This is a genomic window from Kocuria sp. CPCC 205258 (genome assembly GCF_040981005.1).
In the GTDB taxonomy this organism is placed as follows: domain Bacteria; phylum Actinomycetota; class Actinomycetes; order Actinomycetales; family Micrococcaceae; genus Kocuria; species Kocuria rosea.
In genome coordinates, this window is the sequence record NZ_JAVKPS010000001.1 from 1 (window position 1) to 20,107 (window position 20,107).

Below are 20,107 nucleotides of genomic sequence, written 5' to 3' on the forward strand. Positions count from 1 at the left end.
CTGCCGCGGATGTGCGACCTCATGTTGCCGATGTCCCGAGACATGCCTTGCCTATGTCCTGAACCAGCACACTGTCATCCCGACCACCAGCGAACGGCCCCGGACCAGTCGGTCCGGGGCCTTCCGCATGTCCCGACGACGACGCGCGGGGCCGGCTGTCCCCGCAAGAAGCGACGCCCTCCGCCGATGCATTTGCAAATTCATCGAATAGGCTCGGCACTGTCAGGGCGTGCCCGCCCCGGCTGCCCAGGGACCGGCTGATCCTCCGCTTCCCCGCCGCCGGTGTCGCACCCTTGTCGTCGCGGGCGTCATGGGGGCGCCCGGAACGTTCGTCAGCTCCGGGGGGAGTTCTCACCATGAATCTCGACATCGATCGTGTCCTCGACGACGCCGGCACCGGCGTGCTGGGCGCCGTCCTCCAGCAGTTCACCGACTGGTCCCTGTGGCTGGGCATCGGACTGATCATCGCCGCGGTCATCAGCTCTGCCATGACCCGGAAGGTGCCGTGGACCCGCGAGGCCTCCGTGTGGCTGTACTCGATGGCCGCCACGGCGTGCTTCGCCGTGCACTGGGCGGCCGTGCCTGCCTGAGCGACGTCGACGCACCCGGCCGAGGTCAAGGGCCGGGTGCGTCGTCGTATGCTGTAGCCGCGCGCGACGGGCGCGGACCGCGCCGTTCCGCCGGATGACCGCGCTCCGGACGCCGCGGACCTACTTCCGGGCCGAGGAGAAGACCAGCTTCTCGTCCCCGCCCTCGAGATCCCGCTCTGCCAGAGCCCACTGCCCCTGCATGAGCTGCTCAAGCAGGTCGTCGGTCAGCTGCTGCTGGTCGCCGCCCTCCCCACCCAGCTCCTCCTCGAGCGCCTGCCGCAGGAGGTCCTCGGAGAACGGTCCGTCCTGACCAGCGAGCTCCGGCGTGGAGAGGTCGCCCAGCAGGCACAGCCCCTCGCAGGTGACCACGAGCTTGAGACCGGCCTCGATCGTCGTCGACGTGGTCGTCGTGGTGCTGGTCGACGTCCGCTCCGTCGCCTGGACCGGCATGCCACCACCCACGGGCCCCGCCACAGCGGCAGGTGCCTGCCCGAGGGCGAATGAGGACCCGGCAACGGGTGCCTGCCCGGGGATGCTCGTGCCTGCCGTGCCGCCGACCGGGGCGGCGACCTGGGCCGCCCCTGCGGCAGGGGCGGCAGGGTCCGCAGAGGCCTCAGCCGTCGGGGCAGGAGAGGACTCGGGCGCCGCCGGGGACGTCGGCTGCGGCGCCGGGCTGGTGGTCGGCGTCGCGGTGCTGAGCGGCGGCAGGGGTTCGTAGGTGTGCGCACCCTTCGCCTCGGCCGCGGCACTGCCGCAGCCGGTGAGGGCGGCGAGCGCGAGGGACGCGACGACGACGGTGCGGGTGGTGCGGCTCATCGAGATCTCCCGGAGAACTGGGACGGAGGTGAACATCAGGCGGACCGGTCCGAGGTGGCGGTGGGGCGTCGTCGCAGCAGCCAGGCGCCGAGGCCCGCGCCGACGGCGACCACGACGAGGACCACCGAGGTCATCGCGCTGCGCTCACCGGCCGCAGGAGCTGCGCCCATGCCGGTGTTGGCCATCGCCGACTCGGCGTACGCCGCTCCCCCAGCCGTCATGGTGGTCTCCGTGACGACCTCCGTGGAGGTGGTGGTCTGCTCGTCGAACAGGACGAAGGCCTCGAGGGTCGCCGTGAGCTTCTGCTCGGCGTCGGCGTCCGTCACGATCTCGAGGACAGGGGCGCCGCGATCTCGGGCCACCGGCTCGGCGTCCGATCCGGTCGCGCCGTCGCCGGAGTCCGTGTCGCCGCCGGAGCCACCGATTCCGTCGTCGTCGGTGTCGTTGCCGGTGGAAGTTTCATGATCGACCGGCGTGCCCCCGGTTTCGTCGTCGTCCGGGGGCGTGGTCTCCTCGTCGGGGACCTCCTCCAGCGCGGTCGGGGCGTCGATCTCGAACCCGGCGCTCGCACCCCAGTCGACCGTGCGCTCCTGACCCGCGATGAGCAGGTCGCGGTACTGGTCGTCGGCCAGGACGGTGATCTCGGTCGAGGGCATGGTCGCCGTCAGGTCGGCAGTGAGCTCGCCCTCGGTGACCCCGGCGGGCACGGCCAGTTCGAGGTACTTGTCCCGGTCCCCGCCGGTGAAGCTCTGCGTCCTCGTCCCGTCGGCGAAGGTAACGGGCCCGGACAGGGTGACGGTCGTGGCGTAGTAGGCCTCCGGCATCGTGACGAGCAGCGTGTCGGGCCGACCGTTCGGCGCGAAGGACACGGAGACCCGGTAGCCGTCCTGCGGGGCGAGAGCCGGGACGTTGTGGCGCGCGTCCTGGATGAGGAACTCGGCCCGGTCCAGGTGCGACTGCTCGATGCCGGCAGGCTGCGGCAGCTCCGCGGTCGACAGGGAGCGCACGGTCCACTGCACCGCCAGCGCCTCGTCCGGATCCTCGGTGGGACCGAAGACCGAGAGGATGTATCCGGCCAGGGCGGCGTTCTCCGGCTCCCAGTAGACCGGGGTCTCGCCGACCTTCTCGCCCACCACGTTCTCCCACCCGGCGGCCGGGTCGTCGAAGGGCTCGGCCACTGAGTAGCCGTCGTCGTCGAGCACGAGCTCTCCGACGGGGGCCAGGGGCTGGTCCTCGTGGATGCCGTAGGCGGTGTCGGTGTTGCTCAACGTCACCGGGGTGTAGAACGACTCCGCGCCGGTGCTCGAGCTCCCCTCCGGAACCTCGACGAGGTACTCCGCGATCGCCACGGGCACGGCTGCGGCCGGCGTTGCGGCGACCAGCGTCCCGGTCACCGTGGTGGTGCCGGCCAGAGCCGCCACCGCGAGGAGCGGCGCGCGGCGGACGGGGCGGGGGGAGGGCATGGGAACTCCTGGGGATCGTGTGGGGATCGGCAGGCCGGTGGGCGGCCGACCGATCTTTACTAATGTAATTGCATGGAGGGGGGTGTCGTCCGAGGAAGTCACTGTGCGACGCCGGGTGTGCGCACAAGAGGGGACGGGCAGCCCGGCTGCATCACGGGACGGGGACGGTCGCGGGATCGAGGGCCAGGTCCACGATGAGGTTGTTCGTGTACGACCAGGACGGCGCTCCGTCCGGCTGGACGTAGTCGCCCGAGCAGGTGACCAGGGACAGTCCCGGGTCTCCGGTCAACTCGAAGATGTCCCGCGGCGGCGCGTCCCGCGGGGTCGGCTCCCGCACTGTGGTCACGGTGTAGGAGAACACTCCCCCGGTCCCGTCCGAGACCCAGAGCTTCTGCCCGGGCTGCGCCGTGTAGAGCGTGGCCAGCGCGGGAGCGTCATAGGGATAGTCCACGTGGCCGGCCAGCACCGCGTTGCCCCGCTCACCGCCGATCGGGGCGGAGGCCGAGTACCAACCGATCGCCGCACGGTCCTCGTGGGTGGGCACCGCCATGTTCCCGGCCGCGTCCGTGCCCATGGAATCGAGCGCCGCGTCGATGCCGATCGACGGGGAGCAGACCCGGGCCCGGATGGACAGGTTCCCGCAGGTCTTCGGTCCCCGCACCGCGGAGTGGGACCCCGGGTCACCGGCGGCCCGGGCGTCGTCCGGATCAAGTGACGACACACCGATAGGACCCGGAGCTCTAACAGACCCTGGGGCGTCGTGCTGGATGACGCCTCCCAAGCCGACGGCCTGAGCGCCTACGGTCCACTGGTGTGCGGCCAGGCCTGCGGCCGAAAGCGAAACTATCGCCAGGACGGTGACCAGCACGGGGCGTCGGCGTCTCGACTCGTAAATTTCGCGAGTAGGGGCGGTCACTGTACAAGACCCGTTCCGTGGGCGTGACAGCGTTCTGTGGAGCCGTCCTGGAAGGGGACAACAACTCTTGTCATCAGGCCCCCAGAGGGGACTTCGAAATAGACATATCTTCTCCAGTATTCAGGAACTGAATGGGAGGCGGCCCTGCACTGTTCAACATCGCCAGCCGAGGAATCGCGGCGAGCAAAGCAGCAGGCACGATGGAGACGAGGACGGGAGAGGCCAGAAGCATGGCCGGGGCAACCAGCCAGGGCCAGTTCAGCCGGGCGCCGACGACCACCAACACGACGGCGCCCAGGCAACGCAGTGCGAACAGTGCCAGTCCATCCTTTGTGCCGTCACGATTGCTGAGCAGGAAGTGGACCCAGGCCTGCCAGGAAAGTGGATCCACAGCGTACGCAACTGCCACGATCAGCGCTGTCACGCCAATGCCCTTGATCAGGCTCCACCATTCACCGCGAGCGGCAAACCATAGAAGCCCCACTCCCATTGTCACTTTCGTCAGGATTGGGAATGCCCACAAAGCTGGCCAACGCATGCCCACCACCGCTGCTAGAGCCAAGAGCAAGAATATGTTGTTCACCAAGACTTCCGGCAGGCAGCACACGGCCAGAGGAACGGCCCACTCCCATGGCAGGGGCCGCACCAGCCAGACGACTATCGCCAGCAACAAGACCGTCCACGCCGCGAGGAAGACCGGCCAAGGCAGCCACGTGAGCGGCTTGATGAGCGTCAGGAACACTGGGGAGTAGAGATAGGCGTCCAGCGTGCCAGCGGGTCTGCTGTATACGAGTTCGGCCTGCGCCGCAAGCCAGTACGCATGTGAATCCTGGCCGAAGACCCTCGGCTCGGCCATAACAGATCGGACGATTTGAACAATGACGAGAGCCGACATGAACCACAATCCTGAGAGCGCGGCCTTCATGAAGAGTGGAAAATTCTCAGCAAATGCTTTGCCTGCGGGAACGGGCCATCGATTGCCTGCCGAATTGATTGATGTAACGCCCATGAAGTTTATCTACTTTCTGGCTTGTGAGTCACGCGCCATACCTTTGACAATACGGCTGACATAACTCATCGCGACCACCACAAGGTCGAAGTGATGTACTCGCGCGGGCTCCTCAGCTAACGAAGCTCAGCACAACCGGACCTAGCACTGTCAGGAAAAGTACCGGGAGCACAAAAAGCATGAGTGGTATGAGGATCTTGGTGGGGATCTTTTGCGCCGCCTCTTCCGCCCGTTGCCGACGCTTGATGCGCATTTCGTCGGCTTGCGTCCGCAGCACCGTGGAGATGGAAATTCCGTATGCATCGGCCTGAATTACCGCGCGTGTGAACTGCCGCAGGTCCGGCACATCAGTTCGTTGCTCGAGCGCCAGGTAGGCGTCGCGGCGCGGAATGCCCACACGCATTTCCTGAAGCGTGCGCACGAGTTCCTCGGCGAGTGGGCCTTTGCCATTGTGCCCGGCGCGGGCCATTGCGGACTCGAAGCCGAGGCCGGCCTCCACAGCGATCATCATCTGGTCAAGGGTGTCCGCAAGTTCGAGTCCGATGGCCTTCTGCCGCTCGATGCCTTGGCTGTACAGCAACAGCTCGGGCAGGAAGTAACCCACCGGCACCATGACCACCACGATGAGCAGGATCATGCCGTTGCCCCCGGTCATGGCTAGGAGCAGCAGGCCCACCAAGAGGGCGGCGCCCAGGGCATAGACCTTGTAAGCCATCAGGCGGGCGACCGGCCAGCTTGCAGGCCGGCCCGCCTTCGAATAAAGGGTTTCAAGCCGCTCCTGGCCGTTACCGGTGGTGAACCGGCTGGCCCAGCCGAAGTCCGGTGCGTCGCGGATCATTTCGGCCTCGGTGGCACCGAAGCCGACTCTCAGGTTTTGGCGCACCAGCCGGTCGCCGCCCCAGCGCACACCCACCGCGAGCCAGATGGCCAGGCCCGCGGCACCGGCGAGAAGCAGCATGCCGAGGAAAAGGGGGGTCATGGAACGTCCTTCGAGAAAGGGGGAGAATCAGAACTTGATTTTGACGATCCGCGACATCCAGAAGCCACCGATCGCGAACATCAATAGGGCAACGACGATCATTGCGTAGCCGAGGAAGCCGCTCGTGAGAAATTGGGAAATGTACTCGGGAGAGATCAAGGACAGGATTCCCGCGATCAGCACGGGCAGAGCCATCAGAATGTAGGCGGACATCTTCCCCTCGGCCGAAAGTGTCTTGACCTGTCGCCGGATTTGATTGCGTTCACGGATGGTGCCTGCCACACGATCGAGGACCTCCGCGAGGTCGCCGCCGACCTCGCGGTGGATGCCGATCGCCTGGGCGACCCAGGAAAAGTCCTGGGAGTCCATGCGCTTGGCGGCTTGATCGAGAGAAGCGTCCAGGTCCATGCCGAGACGGGTCTCGTTGACGATTCGCGTCAACTCCTCCGAGGTCGGAGCCTGGGACTCCTTGGCTACCGCGTCGACAGCGCGCAGCAGGGAGTGGCCAGCTCGTAGCGATCCGGAGAAGAGCTGCAGTGTGTTGTCGAGCTGGTCGGCGAAGTTCCGCTTGCGCCGATTCGTGAGGAAGTCGATCACGAGCTTGGCCGCGAAGGGAGCCGTCAGGAAGAACACCAGTCCGAGCAGCAGTCCCCCAGCGAGCGTCCCGGCCGCCGCCGCGACCACCGCCCCGATGATGACCAGCACGAGGAAGTCGGCCGGCGAGGACTTGATGCCTGCGTTCTCCAGAGCGGCGGCAACCTTGCGCGTCCACCCCCGGCGCTCCAGGAACTCGGAGACAGCCTCGGTGGTGACACCCGAGAGCCGGGACAGCTGCGATGACTCGAGTTCCCGGGGTCCGCGCGGCGGCCGGCGCCGGTCCATGGGCAGTCGCGGCGTGCGTGAGCGGAAGACCACGAAAAGCCCGAGCAACCCGGCGAGGCAGAGCAGCCCGACGCCGATCAGCAGCGGTGCCATCAGCGCCGCCCCGGATCGAAGACGGAGGAGTGGAGCTTAATGCCATAGTCCTCGAACTTGTCCACGAACCGCGGGCGCACCCCCGTGGAGCGGGTCGTGCCACGGAACCGGCCGGTGCGGGGATCCACTCCGGCGTCCCAGTCGAAGAGGAAGGCGTCCTGCAGGGTGACGGTCTCACCCTCCATGCCCTGGATCTCGGTGATGTGGGTGACGCGGCGCGTGCCGTCCCGGAGCCGTGACAGCTGGACAACCACGTGGATGGCGGAGGCAATCTGTTCACGGATCGCTCGCTGCGGCAGATCCATGCCGGCCATCATGACCAAGGTTTCCAGTCGCGAGATGGTGTCGCGCGGAGAATTGGCGTGGATGGTGGACAGAGATCCGTCGTGTCCGGTGTTCATCGCCTGAAGCATGTCCAGGGCCTCGCCGCCACGGCACTCCCCGACCACGATCCGGTCCGGCCGCATGCGGAGGGAATTCTTGAGCAGGTCTCGAATGGTGATCTCCCCCCGCCCCTCGATGTTCGCCGGGCGAGACTCGAGCTGAACCACGTGCTCCTGCTGCAGCTGCAGCTCCACGGCGTCCTCGATGGTCACGATGCGCTCGCCGTGCGGGATGAACGAGGACATCACGTTGAGCATCGTGGTCTTGCCGGTACCGGTACCGCCTGCCACCAGGATGTTGAGGTGCGCCTCGACGCACGCACGCAGCAGCTCTGCCATCTGGGGGGACACCGACCCGAAGCGGATGAGGTCCTCGACGGTAAGCGGGTCCTTGGCGAATTTGCGGATCGTCAGGGAAGAGCCTTTGACCGCGAGCGGCGGGATGACCGCGTTGACGCGCGAGCCGTCCGGGAGACGCGCGTCGACGAGGGGCGAGGACTCGTCGATGCGCCGTCCCACCTGGGTGACGATCTTCTCGATGACGTGGCGCAGGTCCTGCTCCGAGGCAAAGGTCGACTCCGAGAGGGTCACCTTGCCCTTCTGTTCGATGAAGATCTGGTCGGGGCCGTTGACCATGATTTCGGTGACGGAGTCGTCGTCGAGCAACTCCTGGAGGGGACCGTAGCCGAGCACGTCGTCGCTGACGGAGCGGATCAGCCGGAGACGCTCCTCGGAGGACATCGGCACCTGCTCCTCCGCGACGATGCGGGTGAGCTCTTTCGTGGCGAAGTTCTTGAGCTGCACGTCGGACAGGCTTGAGTCCGACTGCCGGGAGCCGATGCGATCCAGGAGCTCTTGTTTGACCCGGTGCTTGAGCCCGGCCAACGCGTCGAACTTCCCGGCTTGGGCGCGTGGTGCCGGATCGGCCGGGACCTCCGCGACGGATGCGGGGAGCACGAGCGAGCCGGGGGACGGCGAGTCGTCATCTGCAGGAGGAGAGACTTCGCTGCCCGCGAGGTCCGTGCTCGGTTCGCTCGGACGGTCGGCAACGGGTTGAGGGGTCGCGCCAGAAGCCGCCGCAGCCGTGGGAGGGGCTTCACCGCGTGCGGCGGCGAGACGTTCGGCAAGTTTCACGAGCGGACCATGGCCTTCCGGTGCAGGCCTCGCCGAGCGGCGGGGCGTTCGGGGGCGAAAGAATCGACGAGGGCTTGCAACTGTCGTGCGGCCTTGTCCTTCGGTGCGTGCAGCAGCAGGGGCTCACCCCGGTTGGTGGCGTAGGCGGCCATCCGGGAGCGGGGGACCACATGGTCCACCGAGGCCCGGACGGTCGCTTCGACGTCCTGCACCGACAGCCCGGTGTTGCGGTCGGCGGCGTTGACCACGACCTGGGCGTTCGGCGGCACGAGGTCGATCTCCCCGAGAAGGTCCATCTGCTTGCGCAGCCCACGTATCCCGGGGACGTCCATGCCGGTGACGAAGACGACGTCGGTGGCCGCCTCGAGGGCGGCGAGCGCATGCTCGCCCATGCCCGGTGCGGTGTCGACGACGACGTACTGGAACTGTCCCGAGAGCTGCTCCAGGAGATGGGCCACTTGAGCGCCGCCTATCAGTTCGCCTTCTGCCGGGTTGGCCGGTGTGCACAGGGCGTAGATCGAAGCGGGGTGGACGGTGAGGAAGGTCTTGAGCACCAGGGCGTCGTCAACTGCGGGGCCGGTCACCGCCTCGGTCAGCGAGTGTTCCGGAGCGAGTCGCAGGGCGGCGGCGACGTCACCGAACTGGACGTCGAGGTCGACGATCACGGTGTTCATGGGCGCGAGCCGCCCCAAGCCCACGGCCAGGTTGGTGGCCATGGTCGTCTTGCCCACCCCACCCTTGGGAGAGGTCACGACGATCGTGCGGGAGTCGTCGCGAGGAGCCGATGGCACAGCGTGCAAGCTACCGGTGGCGGGACCGCCTGATGGCATCATCCGGCGGCGGGACTCGGTCGCGTCGAGGACGCGGGAGAGGGTGCCGAGGACAGCGTCGGGATCGGCGTCGAGGTCCAACACGTCACGGAAGCCGGCGCGCATGGCGGCCATGGCAAGCGGCATGTCCGAGGGCACCACCAGGACGAGGGAGATCTCGGGACGTTGGATGTCGAAGACGCCGCCCAGGCGAAGGGCCTCGTACAGGTCCAGGCCGGGCCCGATGACGACCACGGTGGGCAGCTCGCCCACGGAGCGGCCGAGCAGTTCGTCCGGTGTGGCCGGCAGGGCGGTGCCGAGAACGGTCTGCACCTCGCCGGGTATTCGGCCCTGGACGGCTTGGCGGAAACGGGTGTCGTAGCCGGGGTCACCGGTGACCAGCAGAAGGCGGCTCACGAGAAGTCCTCCCGCGTGGCGCCGTTGGCGTTCTCCTCGGCGTCCTTGCCCTCGAGCGAGAGCCAGATCCGGCCGAACTCGGAGGCATAGACGATCTTCTCCGCGGTGTCAGCGTTGACAGCGAGGGTGACGAGCATCGAGCCCTCCGGGACAGCAGGTGCCTCGTTGCCCGTGACGTCCGTGCCGCTCTCCCCCTCTGCAGGCGCGGCCGAAGAGGGAGCACCCTGCACCGAGGTGACGAGGACCTTGTCCAGGTCCTTGGACGTACGAGAGCTGCGGTTCTCGTCCTCTTCGAAGGACACGAAAAAGCCGACCCGGTCCCCGGCCGTGAGCTGACCACCGACCACACGTGGCGCGTCCAGTTGGATGGTGACCTCCTGCAGACCGTCCGGGACGGGCACGGTGCCGGGGGCTTCCAGGGCCGCGGGGTCGACCAGCCGGGAGTCGAGGACCTGTTCCCCCGGTTGCAGGTCGACGCCGGCGACCTTTCCGCTCTGGCCCTCAAGAGAGGGCAGCGCGCCGTCCGGGACGACGGCAGCAGGCACCGTGTGGAGGGCGACGGACTCGCCGAACTCCTCCACAGGGGTGCCTTTGAGGATCGGGGCGGTGACGAGGTAGACCTCTCGGGGCTCCTGGTCGTCCAGGGCGCGGGCGTCGGCGGTGCCGACGTAGGTGGTGACGAGCACCAGGCCGGCGATGGCAAGAATCGCCATCACAAAGCCGGCGAGAATACGGGTCTTCACGGGAGTGTCGTCCTCACAGGTGAGAAATGCAGATGGGACTGGGAATGGTGGTGCTCATCAGTCGCTGAGTTTCACGACCGCTGCTCCGTAGGTGAGCGGACCGTCGTCGGTGTACAGCTCGTCAAGGCTGGCGTAGCGCACAAAGGTTCCGATGATGCCACGGCAGCTGCCGGTGCACAGTCCCTCGTTCGCGTGCTCCCGGACGTTGACGTTGTTGTCGTCCTTGGCACTGCCGCCGAAGTTCCACCCGGTGACTTTGAAGGCGATCCACCCGGAGATGTAGTACTTGGCGTTGTTGCCGCTGTCCGCGGTGCTGTCATAGACGGGAAGCAGGAGGACGTCCCCGATGGACTTGTGGAGCAGCCCCTTCAACACGTCGTCGCAGGATTCCGCGAAATCGTTCCCGGGGTCACTGAAGACGATGTCGTCGTGGGACGTCTCCTGACCACACTCCGCCTTTGCTCCTTGACGGAACCACCCGAATCCACCCGGCACCGAACTGCCCTCATGAGTGCACCCCGGCAGGTTCGATTTGCCCGTGATGTCGAGGACCACTGTGGAGCCGGACTGCTCGAAGGCTTTCGTGGCCTGGCAGTGGGACACCGCGATGGGCAGAGTTGCCGGCCCTGTTCCGGGTCCGCCCCACGACGCGGAGGCAGCCGCAGAGATCGACGGATCTTTGACACCCAGCACCGGTGCGATAGAGAGAGCGAGCTTCCCTGCCCCGGCCTTGCCATCGTTTGCCTGCGTCTGCACGCTGACCGAGGTGGACGAGGGAAAAGTCAGTGACGCGATGTCAGACAGCCCATCCCGGGTGTTGTCGAGGGCAATTTTGCTGCTGATGTGCGGTGCAGAGGAAGAGCACGTGGAAGGGGCTTCGATGCAATTCTGTGCCACCGCTAGGGCCGCTGAGTCGGCTCCGTTCTGCAGTTGTGCTCTTTCCTCGTACATCAGTCCGAAGTCGATCGCGATGGCGGCGAAGCCGAGGAGGACGACAAGGGTCAGCGCGGTTGTCACGGCGATCGCACCGCGTTCGCTGTCTGCTCGGTGACGCACTCGAGCCCGTTCCAAGACGTCGATCAGCCGCCGCATCGCATGGCCGCCTTGCCGGACAGACTCATCTTGCCTCCGCCAACACCGGTGATCGTCTTCAGGTCGTAGTTCACGGTGATGTGCACGTCGGTTCCCTTGGGACACGTGTTGGTCGACGTGGCGAAATTTGAGGCTGCGAGGTCGACAGACGGCGCAGCGGCCACGCCTTTAGCTGCCGCGACGCCCCAGTCCTTGTCGATTGCCATGTACCGTGCTGTCTCCCGTGCTGCATGGGTCAAGCTGATCTGGGCGTTGTAGGCCCGGCCAAATTCGATGATGGCCAGCATGATCAAAAGAAGCATCGGAAGTACCAGTGCAAACTCGACGGCTGCGGCTCCCCGCTCTGAGCGCCAGCGACCCATGAAGTGGTCCTTTCCTCAATAAATGCGGGTATGGCTGAAATTGATGAACGAGCCAGTCAAATCAAGGTCAAGAGCAGCGCCGCGGCGCCCGTGGAGGGGCGCCGCGGCGCTTCAGATTAGAGGCAGTGACACATCAGACTTAGTTGCGCTGACTTACTTGGCGGTGCCAAAGTCAAGATTGCCGAACAGAGAGTTAATCTTCGGCCCGAGAATGGCAAAGGCGGCGACGATGATGACGGCCATCAGACCGACGATCAGGCCGTACTCGACGGCGGTGGCGCCCTTCTCCTCGCGGGTCAGGCGGTCAACGATGGAGTTCTTGGCGTCTGCGACGTACTGGAGGGTGACGAGAATGGGCAACATGGTGTGTCCTCACGATGAGAGATAAATAAGGGGGTTGAGTCGGAGAACGAGCCCTGGCATTCGCGTCTCGCGGGATCTGTCTGCCACTTGCTTACCGACCTGTAGAAAAGATAGCTGTCACGATCGCAAACACACAAGCATTCAGATGCATGCACTTTGGGGGACGTCAAAAATGGACGTAATGCCTAGTGGAGAGGTGCATTCATCCGCATCTACCTGCACGGCATGGAGCTTGTCCCCCGAACGGCGTCAGGAGAGGCCTGGCAGGAAATGCTCCCGAGCGAGGGTTTCGCCCCACACCACTGCCGCCAGGGCCCCGGCCAGCATTGATGGGCCGAACGGGACGTCACTGCGCAGTCCGCCGCGGCGGGACGTCAGCATGGCAAGTCCCACGAGTGCACCGAAGATCGAGGCCAGAAGGGCTCCGACGAAGACCGCCCCCCACCCCTGGAAGCCGAGGAACAGTCCCAGCACTGCTGCCAGCTTGACGTCGCCCATACCGAGCCCGGCCGGCGAGATGAGCGCCAGCACGAGATAGAGGACGAACAGCACGAGGGCGCCCAGCACTGCGCGCAGCAACGCGGCCCAGGCGTTCTCCCCCACGGCAGCCACGGCGAGCAGCACGAAGCCGAAGACCAGGGCGGGCAGTACCACGGCGTTGGGGAGCAAGTGGTGCCGCAGGTCGATCACTGTGAGAATCACCGCGACAGCCACGAAGAAGAGGTACGCCGGGAGCTGCCAGCTGAGCCCGAAGAACGAGGCCACGAGGACGAAGAGTGCCGCCGTCAACACCATGAGCACCGGACGGGATGGAGCCGGGTCGAGCTCGTCCGTGACGGGGCTGGACCGCAGGACGGCACGGGGCAGGAACCAGCCCACCACAGCACCCCCGAGACCGGCGGCCAGCACCCACCAGAGAGGGGCTGTTCCGAGCATGGACTCCACGAAAGCGCCCCTCCGATACGTGGGCGCTTCGGCTGACGCCCGGGTCAGTGTCCGTCCCCCATTCAGGGTTCCGTCCGGGACAGAGACTAACCGAAAGGTTGGCCTTTCCGGTGTTTGAGTACGTCACCGCGCATTTCGTGAGTGGAGGGTTGTCGAGCGCGGAAATACTCAGACCGCGAGCGGGAATCGAGCAATTATCGAGAAAAACAGACAACGAATATTCGAAGATCGTCAGCATTCTGTGTTTTTCCCGATCAACAGGAGTTGAGCACGGACAGCGCGGCCTCCAGTCCGCGTTCCTTCCGCACTTCGAGGCCCACCCGCTCGGCGGCGGGACGGCATCCGAGGGCGTCGCCGATCGCCGCGGTGAGCCGCTCGGCCGTCAGCTTCTTCTGCGGGATGGGCGCTGCGGCGAGGCCGATGCTGTGGAGCTGCCGGCCCCAGAACGGCTGGTCGGCCAGGAACGGGACCACCACGTGCGGGACGCCGGCGCGGGCCACGGTGTGGACGGTCCCGGCCCCGCCGTGGTGGACGGCCAGTTCCGCACCCGGCAGCACCGCGTCGAGCGGCAGGGACGGCACGGCGAGCACCTCGTCGTCCCGGAAGTCGCCCCGGAGCTCGTCCGGCAGCGCGAGACCGCCCCACCCGGTGAGCAGCAGGGTGCGCAGACCGTGGGCACGAGCACTCTTGACCACCGCCCTCCCCCGGGCCATCGGGTCCCCCGACGCCATGGAGCCGAAGGTCGCCACGAGGTAGGGCCCGCCCCGAAGGAACTGGCGCACGGCGGGATCGGGTTCCAGCGCCGGGGCGTCGGAGTGCCAGGACCCGGTGAGGTGCACGGAGGCCGGCCAGTCGTCCGGGCGCGGCAGGAGCTGCGGGCTGATGGGCAGCAGCGTGGCCGCCGGGGAAACAACGGTGCTCGGCCGGCCGCCGGGCAGCTGGGCGCAGGCGCGGTCGATGTCCCGGCGGAACATCCGCTCGGCACCGCGGGCCACCGCGTAGGTGGCCCGGTTGAACCGGCCGAGGTCCCGGTTCACCACGCCGGGCGCCGGGAACTGCCGGGTGGGGGTGAGCACGGGAACGGCCTCGACCACCATGTGCGGAACGCCCAGCGCCTGTGCCACCGCCGGGGCCGTGAGCACCTTGGGGTGGTGGACCACCACGTCCGGCGCGAAGGCGAGCGTTTCCCGCACGGCGGCGGCCAGCATCCGGCGCATGTCGGGGCCCACCTCGGTGCGGAAGTGCCGCACGGCCGTCCACGGCGAGATCCCGTGCTCCTGGACCAGCCGATGGAAGTCCACCTCGAGGCTGACGGTGTCCAGCCCGGACAGGTCCACGCCGGAGGAGTCGGGGAGGCCCAGGCGGACCTCGTGGCCGTGGCCGGCGGCGAAACGGGCGAGGGCGGCGAACGGCTCCACGTCGCCGCGGGTGCCCGCGGTCAGCAGCATCATCCTCATGGACCCAGTGTGCTCCTGCCGCGCCCCGACCGCAGTGGGTCAGGAACCGGCCGGGGTGCAGCTCTCCTCCGGGCCCCAGTGCAGCCACTCGGGCAGATCCGCGGTGAAGGCGTCGCGGACGGCGGCGGTGTTGGTGGTCGTCCAGTCCACCGGCCCGTCGATCTCGACCTCGTGCTTGTCCCACTCGAACCAGCTGATCATCTTCAGCTGCGGGAAGTCCTGGGGAATCGACTCGTCGAAGACCTGGCCCCACCACGCACGCTTGATCGCCAGCTCGTCGGCGCCGCCCACCGCCGGGTTGTACAGGGCGGCGGTCTCCGGTATGGCCACGGGCTTGCCGCGCCGCTCCCCGTACTCGGCGTAGAAGTCGGGCACGGCGCTGTCGTCGCCGCCGGCGCCGTCGTAGGTGCCGGTGAGCTGGGCGGCGAACTTGCCGGGCTCCGGGATCTCGTTCTCGCCCCAGGGGTGGGCGTCGCCCCAGTGGTACAGGGACATGCCCACCCAGTCCACGGCGTCGTCGCCCGGGTAGTAGGGGGCGTACGGGTCGTCGGCCATGGTCAGCGCGCCGTCGCCGTCGGTGTCGAGGGCCGCGAAGTCCGCGGTGCCGGGCTCGGCCTCGTGCTGCCCGCCGGCGAAGGGGTAGCCGCCCCCGTAGTTCGGGGCCCACATCATCGCCGAGCCGGGGGCCTGCTCGTGCACCGCGTCCGCCACGCGGCGATAGGCCTCCACATAGGCCGTCGGCTGGTGGCCCCAGGCGTACCAGGAGCCGTTCATCTCGTGGGCGAAGCGCACGACCACCGGCACCCCGGAGTCGTTGATCGCCGCGAGGTCGGCGGTCAGCTGCCGCACGGCGTCGTCGGTAACCTCGGCGAGCCCGCCCTCGGGCTCGAGGGTCAGCAGCATCATCCGGCCGTCGGACCGGATCTGGTCGGCGGCCATCCGCAGGTAGTCGTGCCCGCGCTCGTCGTAGGGGAACCCCGTGAAGGACACGGACACGGCGGGCCGGTGGCCCAGCCGCTCGGCGTAGTCGGCCAGCGGCTTGTCCTCCCAGTCGAGGTTCACGCCGTAGAGGGCGCCGGTCTGGGGGACCAGCTCGGACCGGTCGAGGACGGTGCACACCGGCAGCGGCGCGGCCTGGACCTCCTCGTCGGGCTGGGAGGAGATCTGGGCCGCGAGGGTACCGCCGCCCAGGGCGAGGGCGGCGACGAACACGACGGCGACGAGCGAGGATTCCTTCACTTGCTCAGCTTAGGAAGCACTCAATAGAAAATCATGGAAATAGGCGTCCGGCGGCGCGGTCCGTGACGAACGACGACGATGCCCCGCTCCCCGCTCCGGCCCGTCAGCCGGGCCGGCTCACGCCCCTGCGCCGGAGTCCGGGCGGTCGTCCGTGTCCGTGTCGGAGGCCTGGCGCCGGCGGTAGGCGGTCATGTTGGTGCGGTTGGCGCACCGCTGGCTGCAGAAGCGCTTGGATCGGTTGCGGGAGAGGTCCAGGAGCACCCCGTCGCAGTCCTCGGCCCCGCACTCCCGCAGCCGCTCCGTCTCGTCGGCCCGGATCACGTCCACGAGGGCGAACGCCGTCTCCAGGCGCAGACGGGCGGCCAGGGGGGCGTCCGAGGGCGAGGCGTGCAGGTGCCAGTCCTTCCCGTCGTGCCGGGCCAGGTGCGGGGCTAGCTCGGTGGTGTCGAGCACGGCGTTGACCGCGTCCACCATGGCGTCCCGCTCCAGGGCCCAGACCCGCCGCAGCTCGCCGCGGACCTCACGCACCTCGGCCAGCTCGTGCTCGTCACGGTCGAAGCGCCCCGACCAGCCGTGCTCCTCGAGGAGGGCCCGCAGCTGCGCGGTGGTCACCAGCTCGTCCTCCCCGGAGCGGGAGGCCCCCGGCGCGGTGTTCATCAGCGCCACGTCGGACTCGAGCACGTCTTCAGTGTCATAGGCAAAATGCACTTGACTACTTATCCCTTCCACGGCTAGCGTGAGTGTCATCAACAGTTTAGACCCTTACGCGACGATGGTCGCGAGAAGGAGCTCCTCATGGTCGGCGGACTCTACCTCCTGGCGCTGCTCTTCGTGTTCGCCACCGTGGGCCGGCAGTCCGTCCCGCGGCGCGAGCGCACGGCCCTGCGCAGCTGGACGCTGCGGGACGTGTACTACAACGTGCGGCGCGGCGTGACCGTGCTCGGCGAGCACGGCCCGTCCTACCCCGCCCTGGACGACGCGGATCTCCCGGCGGCGCAGCGCTCGCGCTGAGCGGCACGCGGTCACCCGGGCCACTCGCCCGTGGCCGGCCACCGGCCCAGCCGGAGGGACAGTTCTCGGCCGGGGCACGGGTTGTCGTCCAGGGCGCACCCGCTCCGGTCAGAGCGCGACCTTCTCGAACAGGGCCGCCGTGCCGATCCCGCCGGCGGAGCTGATCATCGCCAGCAGCAGGCTCCCGGTGGGCAGGGCCCATGACCGGGACAGCAGGCGCACCACGGACACCGCCCCGGAGGCGCCGTAGGCGTGGCCCAGGGCCAGGGCGCCGCCCTCGGCGTTGAGCACCTCCTGGTCGAGGCCGAGCAGGTCCGTGCAGGCCAGCACCTGTCCGGCGAAGGCCTCGTTGAACTCGGCCGCCGCCAGCTCCTCCACCGCCACGCCCTGCTCCGCCAGCAGCAGCCGGGCGGCCACGGCGGCGCCGATGCCCAGCCGCGCCGGGTCCACCCCGACCGTCACCGCACCGCGGAAGGCGAGCCCGTCCCGCCGGCCCAGAGCCCGGGCCGTGGCCGGGTCGGTGACGAGCACGGCGGCCGCGCCGTCGGCGTCCCCGCAGGAGTTGCCAGCCGTGACCGTCCCACCGGCCGCGAACACGGCCGGGAAGCGTGCCAGCAGCTTCGCGTTCAGCGCCCGCCGCGGGCCGTTGTCGGCCCGCACCTCTCCACGGGGTCCGGTGACCGGCACCAGCTCGTCCGCGAAGGCCCCCGCCTCCGCGGCGGCCAGCGCCCGCCGGTGGCTGCGCTGTGCGTAGTCGTCCTGGCGTTCCCGGCCGATCCCGTGCTCGCGGGCGACCGTCTCGGCGGCCTCCCCCATGTCGGGATCGCCCAGGTGCTCCGGGGCGAACTGGGCGCGGCGGTAGTACTCGACTCCCCCGTCCTCGCGTCGTCGTCCGCGCAGCGGTGCGGTGCTGATGCTCTCCGCCCCGCCGGCGAGGAAGGCCCGGCCGGCCCCGGCCTGGGCGAGCCGGCAGGCCAGCACCACGGCGTCCAGACCCGAGCCGCACTGCCGGTCGACCGTCAGGCCCGGCACGGACAGCGGCAGACCGGCCTCCAGCGCGGCGAGCCGAGCGAGATTGCCGCCGGCGCCCACCGCGTTGCCCACGACCACGTCGGCGAGCCGGGCGGGGTCCAGCCCGGCGTCCTCCAGCAAGGATCGGAACACGGGTGCCAGGAGCCGGTGGACGGGCACGCCCTCGAGCAGGGTCCCGGCGCGCGCCAGGGGCGTGCGCCGGCCCAGCACCAGCACGGGGGCCTCAGCCGAGCGGACGGACACGGGCGTCTCCTTCGAGGATCCAGTCGCGTAACACCGCGCGGCTGAGCTTGCCGTTCGCGGTCACCGGCAGCTCCCGGAGCTCCCAGTACTGCTGCGGGTGCTTGGCCGGGGCCAGCCGCCCCGCCAGTCCGGCCCGGATCCGCCCCCGGTCCGGCCCGGCGGCGGCCGGGAGGATCCCGGCCACGATCCGCTGACCGCGGGCGTCGTCGGGAAGGCCCGCAACGACGACGTCGGCCACTCCGGGCACCAGGGCCAGGGCCGCCTCGACCTCGTGCGGATAGACGTTGAGCCCGCCGGTGTTGATCATCTCCGCCGCCCGCCTCAGCACGTGCAGCTGCCCATTCCGGAGGAAGCCCTGGTCCCGCACCGTGTGCAGGCCGCCGAGCCGGCCGAGGCCCTGGCCGTCGTCGCCCCAGAGGCAGCCGTCGCAGACCAGGTCCGAGCGCACGCAGATCGTGCCCGTCACGCCCTCCGGCACAGGGTTCCCGGCGTCGTCCAGGACAGCCACGTCCACACCGGGGAACGGGACGCCCACCGCGGTGCCGGAGTCCTCGGCGGGTATCTCGGCGGGCTCGCCCGGAGGGTGGCAGCGCGCGGCGACGAAGCCGAGCTCGGCGGCACCGTAGTACTCCCAGATCGTGGCCTGCGGGGCCCAGCGCCGGGCCGCCTCGAACGTGGTGGGGTCCAGCTTCTGCCCGGCGCACACGATCGCCGTGATCCCGCTCGCGTCGGCACCGGCGGCCAGGCCGCGCTCGGCGAGGACGCGCAGCATCGTGGGCACGAGCACCAGGCGGGTGACCCCGTGCCGGGGAATCGCGGCGTGGGCGGCGGCGACGTCGAAGCCCGGCAGGGTCACGAAGCCGGCCCCGGCGTAGAGGCACTCGGAGAGGGCGTAGAGGTTCAGGCTCGCCGCTAGCGGCCCGAGTGCCAGCACGCGGTCCTCGGGGCCCAGACCGAAGTGCTCCGCGGAGGACTCGAACGAGCGCCGCCAGGAGGCGCGGCTGCGCTGGAAGCCCTTGGGCAGGGCCGTGGTGCCCGAGGTCAGGCCGATCAGGAAGGCCGAGGCCGGGTCGCCGTCGCGCAGTTCCGCCGGGGCCGGATCGGCGGGGAGGCGCGCCGCGCAGCGCTCCCGCACCTGCGCGGTCATGTCCTCCGGCCAGGACGGGTCCAGGACGGCGCACACGCGCTCCTCGGCCACTCCGGCGGCCCACCGGACGGCGAAGTCCGTGCCGTTGGCCTGCCGCAGGATCCCCGTGGGCTCGCCCGAGGCGGCCAGGGCCGCGGCCCCGGCGCGCAGATCACCCCAGCTCAGCCGGTCGTTCCCGCAGGCGACGGCGAGCTCCTGCGGGCGGTCCTCGGCCCAGCGGGTCACGCGGTCCAGAAAGGGCATGTCCTCGTCCTCGGTGCTGGTCTCACACTGCGGATGCGGCAGTGAGTCGTGCATGACGGTTGCCGGCGTGTGGCGCCTACCCGTCGTCAGCGGGCGGTGGGCGTCCCGCCCAGGAGCCGGCGGTAGCTGCGGTGGACGTTGATCGCGGCCAGGGTCGCCACGACCGCCTTCAGCAGGTCCCCGGGGACGAACACGAGCGCGCCCAGCGCGGAGGTGGACAGCGGCAGCCCGGTGACCACGGCCGTCCACGGGATGCCGAAGGCGTAGATCACCGCGATGCCGCCCACGACCACGCTCAGCAGCACCGCGGCGAAGCGGGCAGTGCGGCCGGTGCGCCGGATCGCCCAGTACTGCACCAGCGCCCCGATGACCAGGGCCGCGGGGATCCAGCCGACCAGGTAACCGCCGGTCGGGCCGAGGAACACCCCGAGCCCGCCCCGGCCCCCGGCCAGCAGCGGCAGCCCGGCCAGCACCAGGGCGTGCAGGACGACGACGGAGAGCATCCCGCGCACCGGCCCGAGCAGCGCCCCGGCGAGCATCACCCCGAGGGTCTGCAGCGTGATGGGCACCGGGATGATCCCCACCGTGATCGGGGGCACCAGCCCCAGGGCGGCGATGAGGGCGGCGAACACGGCCACCAGGACGGTGCTCTGGGTGGTCTGGGAGCTGTCGGCGGTCCGGGAGGTCATGGTGGTCATGGGGTCCTTCGATCGGGGACGAGCGGCGGGGCTCGAGCAGG

At 68.9% G+C, this 20,107-nt stretch carries 21 protein-coding genes; 2 read left to right on the forward strand and 19 right to left on the reverse strand.

The window, feature by feature from the left end; translation table 11 throughout:
• Positions 1-356: 356 nt before the first annotated feature.
• Positions 357-590, forward strand: coding sequence for a hypothetical protein (locus RF644_RS00005; RefSeq protein WP_368794869.1), 234 nt, complete (start codon positions 357-359; stop codon positions 588-590).
• Between the two features lie 120 nt (positions 591-710).
• On the opposite strand, the gene RF644_RS00010 is transcribed toward RF644_RS00005, so the two are convergent.
• The 16 genes from RF644_RS00010 to RF644_RS00085 all read right to left on the reverse strand — a co-directional run bounded on the left by RF644_RS00010 (position 711) and on the right by RF644_RS00085 (position 16,373).
• Complete coding sequence (locus RF644_RS00010) at positions 711-1,406, reverse strand: hypothetical protein (RefSeq protein ID WP_368794870.1); 696 nt, start codon at positions 1,404-1,406, stop codon at positions 711-713.
• A gap of 35 nt (positions 1,407-1,441) precedes the next feature.
• Entirely contained in the window at positions 1,442-2,869 is a 1,428-nt protein-coding gene (locus RF644_RS00015) for a hypothetical protein (protein ID WP_368794871.1), read from the reverse strand.
• Between the two features lie 151 nt (positions 2,870-3,020).
• Entirely contained in the window at positions 3,021-3,590 is a 570-nt protein-coding gene (locus tag RF644_RS00020; protein ID WP_368794872.1) for a class F sortase, read from the reverse strand.
• Positions 3,591-3,858: 268 nt separating this feature from the next.
• The gene (locus tag RF644_RS00025) at positions 3,859-4,794 is read right to left on the reverse strand and encodes a glycosyltransferase family 87 protein (protein WP_176337874.1); all 936 of its coding nucleotides are present in this window, start codon (positions 4,792-4,794) and stop codon (positions 3,859-3,861) included.
• 112 nt (positions 4,795-4,906) lie between these two features.
• A complete protein-coding gene (locus RF644_RS00030) occupies positions 4,907-5,773 on the reverse strand; it encodes a type II secretion system F family protein (protein ID WP_176337875.1) in 867 nt (288 codons plus the stop codon).
• A 27-nt stretch (positions 5,774-5,800) separates the two neighbouring features.
• Positions 5,801-6,748 carry a type II secretion system F family protein gene (locus RF644_RS00035; RefSeq protein WP_368794873.1) on the reverse strand — a complete coding sequence of 316 codons (948 nt, stop codon included), beginning with the start codon at positions 6,746-6,748 and terminating at the stop codon, positions 5,801-5,803.
• Positions 6,748-8,265 carry an ATPase, T2SS/T4P/T4SS family gene (locus RF644_RS00040; RefSeq protein ID WP_368794874.1) on the reverse strand — a complete coding sequence of 506 codons (1,518 nt, stop codon included), beginning with the start codon at positions 8,263-8,265 and terminating at the stop codon, positions 6,748-6,750. The genes RF644_RS00035 and RF644_RS00040 overlap by 1 nt, the downstream gene beginning before the upstream one ends.
• Positions 8,262-9,491: a CpaE family protein gene (locus tag RF644_RS00045; RefSeq protein WP_368794875.1), complete on the reverse strand. Its 1,230-nt coding sequence runs from the start codon at positions 9,489-9,491 to the stop codon at positions 8,262-8,264. The genes RF644_RS00040 and RF644_RS00045 overlap by 4 nt, the downstream gene beginning before the upstream one ends.
• The gene (gene cpaB / locus RF644_RS00050; protein ID WP_368794876.1) at positions 9,488-10,234 is read right to left on the reverse strand and encodes a Flp pilus assembly protein CpaB; all 747 of its coding nucleotides are present in this window, start codon (positions 10,232-10,234) and stop codon (positions 9,488-9,490) included. Before cpaB ends, RF644_RS00045 begins: the two co-directional genes overlap by 4 nt.
• 57 nt (positions 10,235-10,291) lie before the next feature.
• Complete coding sequence (locus RF644_RS00055; RefSeq protein WP_368794877.1) at positions 10,292-11,326, reverse strand: pilus assembly protein TadG-related protein; 1,035 nt, start codon at positions 11,324-11,326, stop codon at positions 10,292-10,294.
• Positions 11,314-11,688: a TadE family protein gene (locus RF644_RS00060; protein WP_368794878.1), complete on the reverse strand. Its 375-nt coding sequence runs from the start codon at positions 11,686-11,688 to the stop codon at positions 11,314-11,316. Before RF644_RS00060 ends, RF644_RS00055 begins: the two co-directional genes overlap by 13 nt.
• A gap of 153 nt (positions 11,689-11,841) precedes the next feature.
• Positions 11,842-12,051: a Flp family type IVb pilin gene (locus RF644_RS00065; RefSeq protein ID WP_368794879.1), complete on the reverse strand. Its 210-nt coding sequence runs from the start codon at positions 12,049-12,051 to the stop codon at positions 11,842-11,844.
• Between the two features lie 249 nt (positions 12,052-12,300).
• Entirely contained in the window at positions 12,301-12,987 is a 687-nt protein-coding gene (locus tag RF644_RS00070; RefSeq protein WP_368794880.1) for an A24 family peptidase, read from the reverse strand.
• 263 nt (positions 12,988-13,250) lie between these two features.
• Complete coding sequence (locus RF644_RS00075; protein WP_368794881.1) at positions 13,251-14,453, reverse strand: glycosyltransferase; 1,203 nt, start codon at positions 14,451-14,453, stop codon at positions 13,251-13,253.
• A 39-nt stretch (positions 14,454-14,492) separates the two neighbouring features.
• Positions 14,493-15,692, reverse strand: a complete 1,200-nt coding sequence (locus RF644_RS00080) for a glycoside hydrolase family 26 protein (RefSeq protein WP_368794882.1) — start codon at positions 15,690-15,692, stop codon at positions 14,493-14,495.
• Positions 15,693-15,809: 117 nt separating this feature from the next.
• The gene (locus tag RF644_RS00085) at positions 15,810-16,373 is read right to left on the reverse strand and encodes a CGNR zinc finger domain-containing protein (RefSeq protein ID WP_368794883.1); all 564 of its coding nucleotides are present in this window, start codon (positions 16,371-16,373) and stop codon (positions 15,810-15,812) included.
• 114 nt (positions 16,374-16,487) lie between these two features.
• On the opposite strand from RF644_RS00085, the gene RF644_RS00090 reads away from it, so the two are divergent.
• On the forward strand, positions 16,488-16,703 hold the full coding sequence (locus RF644_RS00090; protein WP_368794884.1) for a hypothetical protein: 216 nt from the start codon (positions 16,488-16,490) through the stop codon (positions 16,701-16,703).
• 108 nt (positions 16,704-16,811) lie between these two features.
• On the opposite strand, the gene RF644_RS00095 is transcribed toward RF644_RS00090, so the two are convergent.
• The 3 genes from RF644_RS00095 to RF644_RS00105 all read right to left on the reverse strand — a co-directional run bounded on the left by RF644_RS00095 (position 16,812) and on the right by RF644_RS00105 (position 20,066).
• Positions 16,812-17,978, reverse strand: a complete 1,167-nt coding sequence (locus tag RF644_RS00095) for a thiolase family protein (RefSeq protein ID WP_368794885.1) — start codon at positions 17,976-17,978, stop codon at positions 16,812-16,814.
• Positions 17,959-19,368, reverse strand: coding sequence for a class I adenylate-forming enzyme family protein (locus RF644_RS00100; protein ID WP_368794886.1), 1,410 nt, complete (start codon positions 19,366-19,368; stop codon positions 17,959-17,961). The genes RF644_RS00095 and RF644_RS00100 overlap by 20 nt, the downstream gene beginning before the upstream one ends.
• A gap of 86 nt (positions 19,369-19,454) precedes the next feature.
• Positions 19,455-20,066, reverse strand: a complete 612-nt coding sequence (locus RF644_RS00105; protein WP_368794887.1) for a biotin transporter BioY — start codon at positions 20,064-20,066, stop codon at positions 19,455-19,457.
• Positions 20,067-20,107 lie beyond the last annotated feature (41 nt).

Coding starts and splice junctions, on each gene's coding strand:
- RF644_RS00005 (WP_368794869.1), top strand. CDS start 357: ATGAATCTCGACATCGATCGTGTCCTCGACGACGCCGGCACCGGCGTG.
- RF644_RS00010 (WP_368794870.1), bottom strand. CDS start 1,406: ATGAGCCGCACCACCCGCACCGTCGTCGTCGCGTCCCTCGCGCTCGCC.
- RF644_RS00015 (WP_368794871.1), bottom strand. CDS start 2,869: ATGCCCTCCCCCCGCCCCGTCCGCCGCGCGCCGCTCCTCGCGGTGGCG.
- RF644_RS00025 (WP_176337874.1), bottom strand. CDS start 4,794: ATGGGCGTTACATCAATCAATTCGGCAGGCAATCGATGGCCCGTTCCC.
- RF644_RS00030 (WP_176337875.1), bottom strand. CDS start 5,773: ATGACCCCCCTTTTCCTCGGCATGCTGCTTCTCGCCGGTGCCGCGGGC.
- RF644_RS00035 (WP_368794873.1), bottom strand. CDS start 6,748: ATGGCACCGCTGCTGATCGGCGTCGGGCTGCTCTGCCTCGCCGGGTTG.
- RF644_RS00055 (WP_368794877.1), bottom strand. CDS start 11,326: ATGCGGCGGCTGATCGACGTCTTGGAACGGGCTCGAGTGCGTCACCGA.
- RF644_RS00060 (WP_368794878.1), bottom strand. CDS start 11,688: ATGGGTCGCTGGCGCTCAGAGCGGGGAGCCGCAGCCGTCGAGTTTGCA.
- RF644_RS00065 (WP_368794879.1), bottom strand. CDS start 12,051: ATGTTGCCCATTCTCGTCACCCTCCAGTACGTCGCAGACGCCAAGAAC.
- RF644_RS00070 (WP_368794880.1), bottom strand. CDS start 12,987: ATGCTCGGAACAGCCCCTCTCTGGTGGGTGCTGGCCGCCGGTCTCGGG.
- RF644_RS00075 (WP_368794881.1), bottom strand. CDS start 14,453: ATGAGGATGATGCTGCTGACCGCGGGCACCCGCGGCGACGTGGAGCCG.
- RF644_RS00090 (WP_368794884.1), top strand. CDS start 16,488: ATGGTCGGCGGACTCTACCTCCTGGCGCTGCTCTTCGTGTTCGCCACC.
- RF644_RS00100 (WP_368794886.1), bottom strand. CDS start 19,368: ATGCCCTTTCTGGACCGCGTGACCCGCTGGGCCGAGGACCGCCCGCAG.
- RF644_RS00105 (WP_368794887.1), bottom strand. CDS start 20,066: ATGACCACCATGACCTCCCGGACCGCCGACAGCTCCCAGACCACCCAG.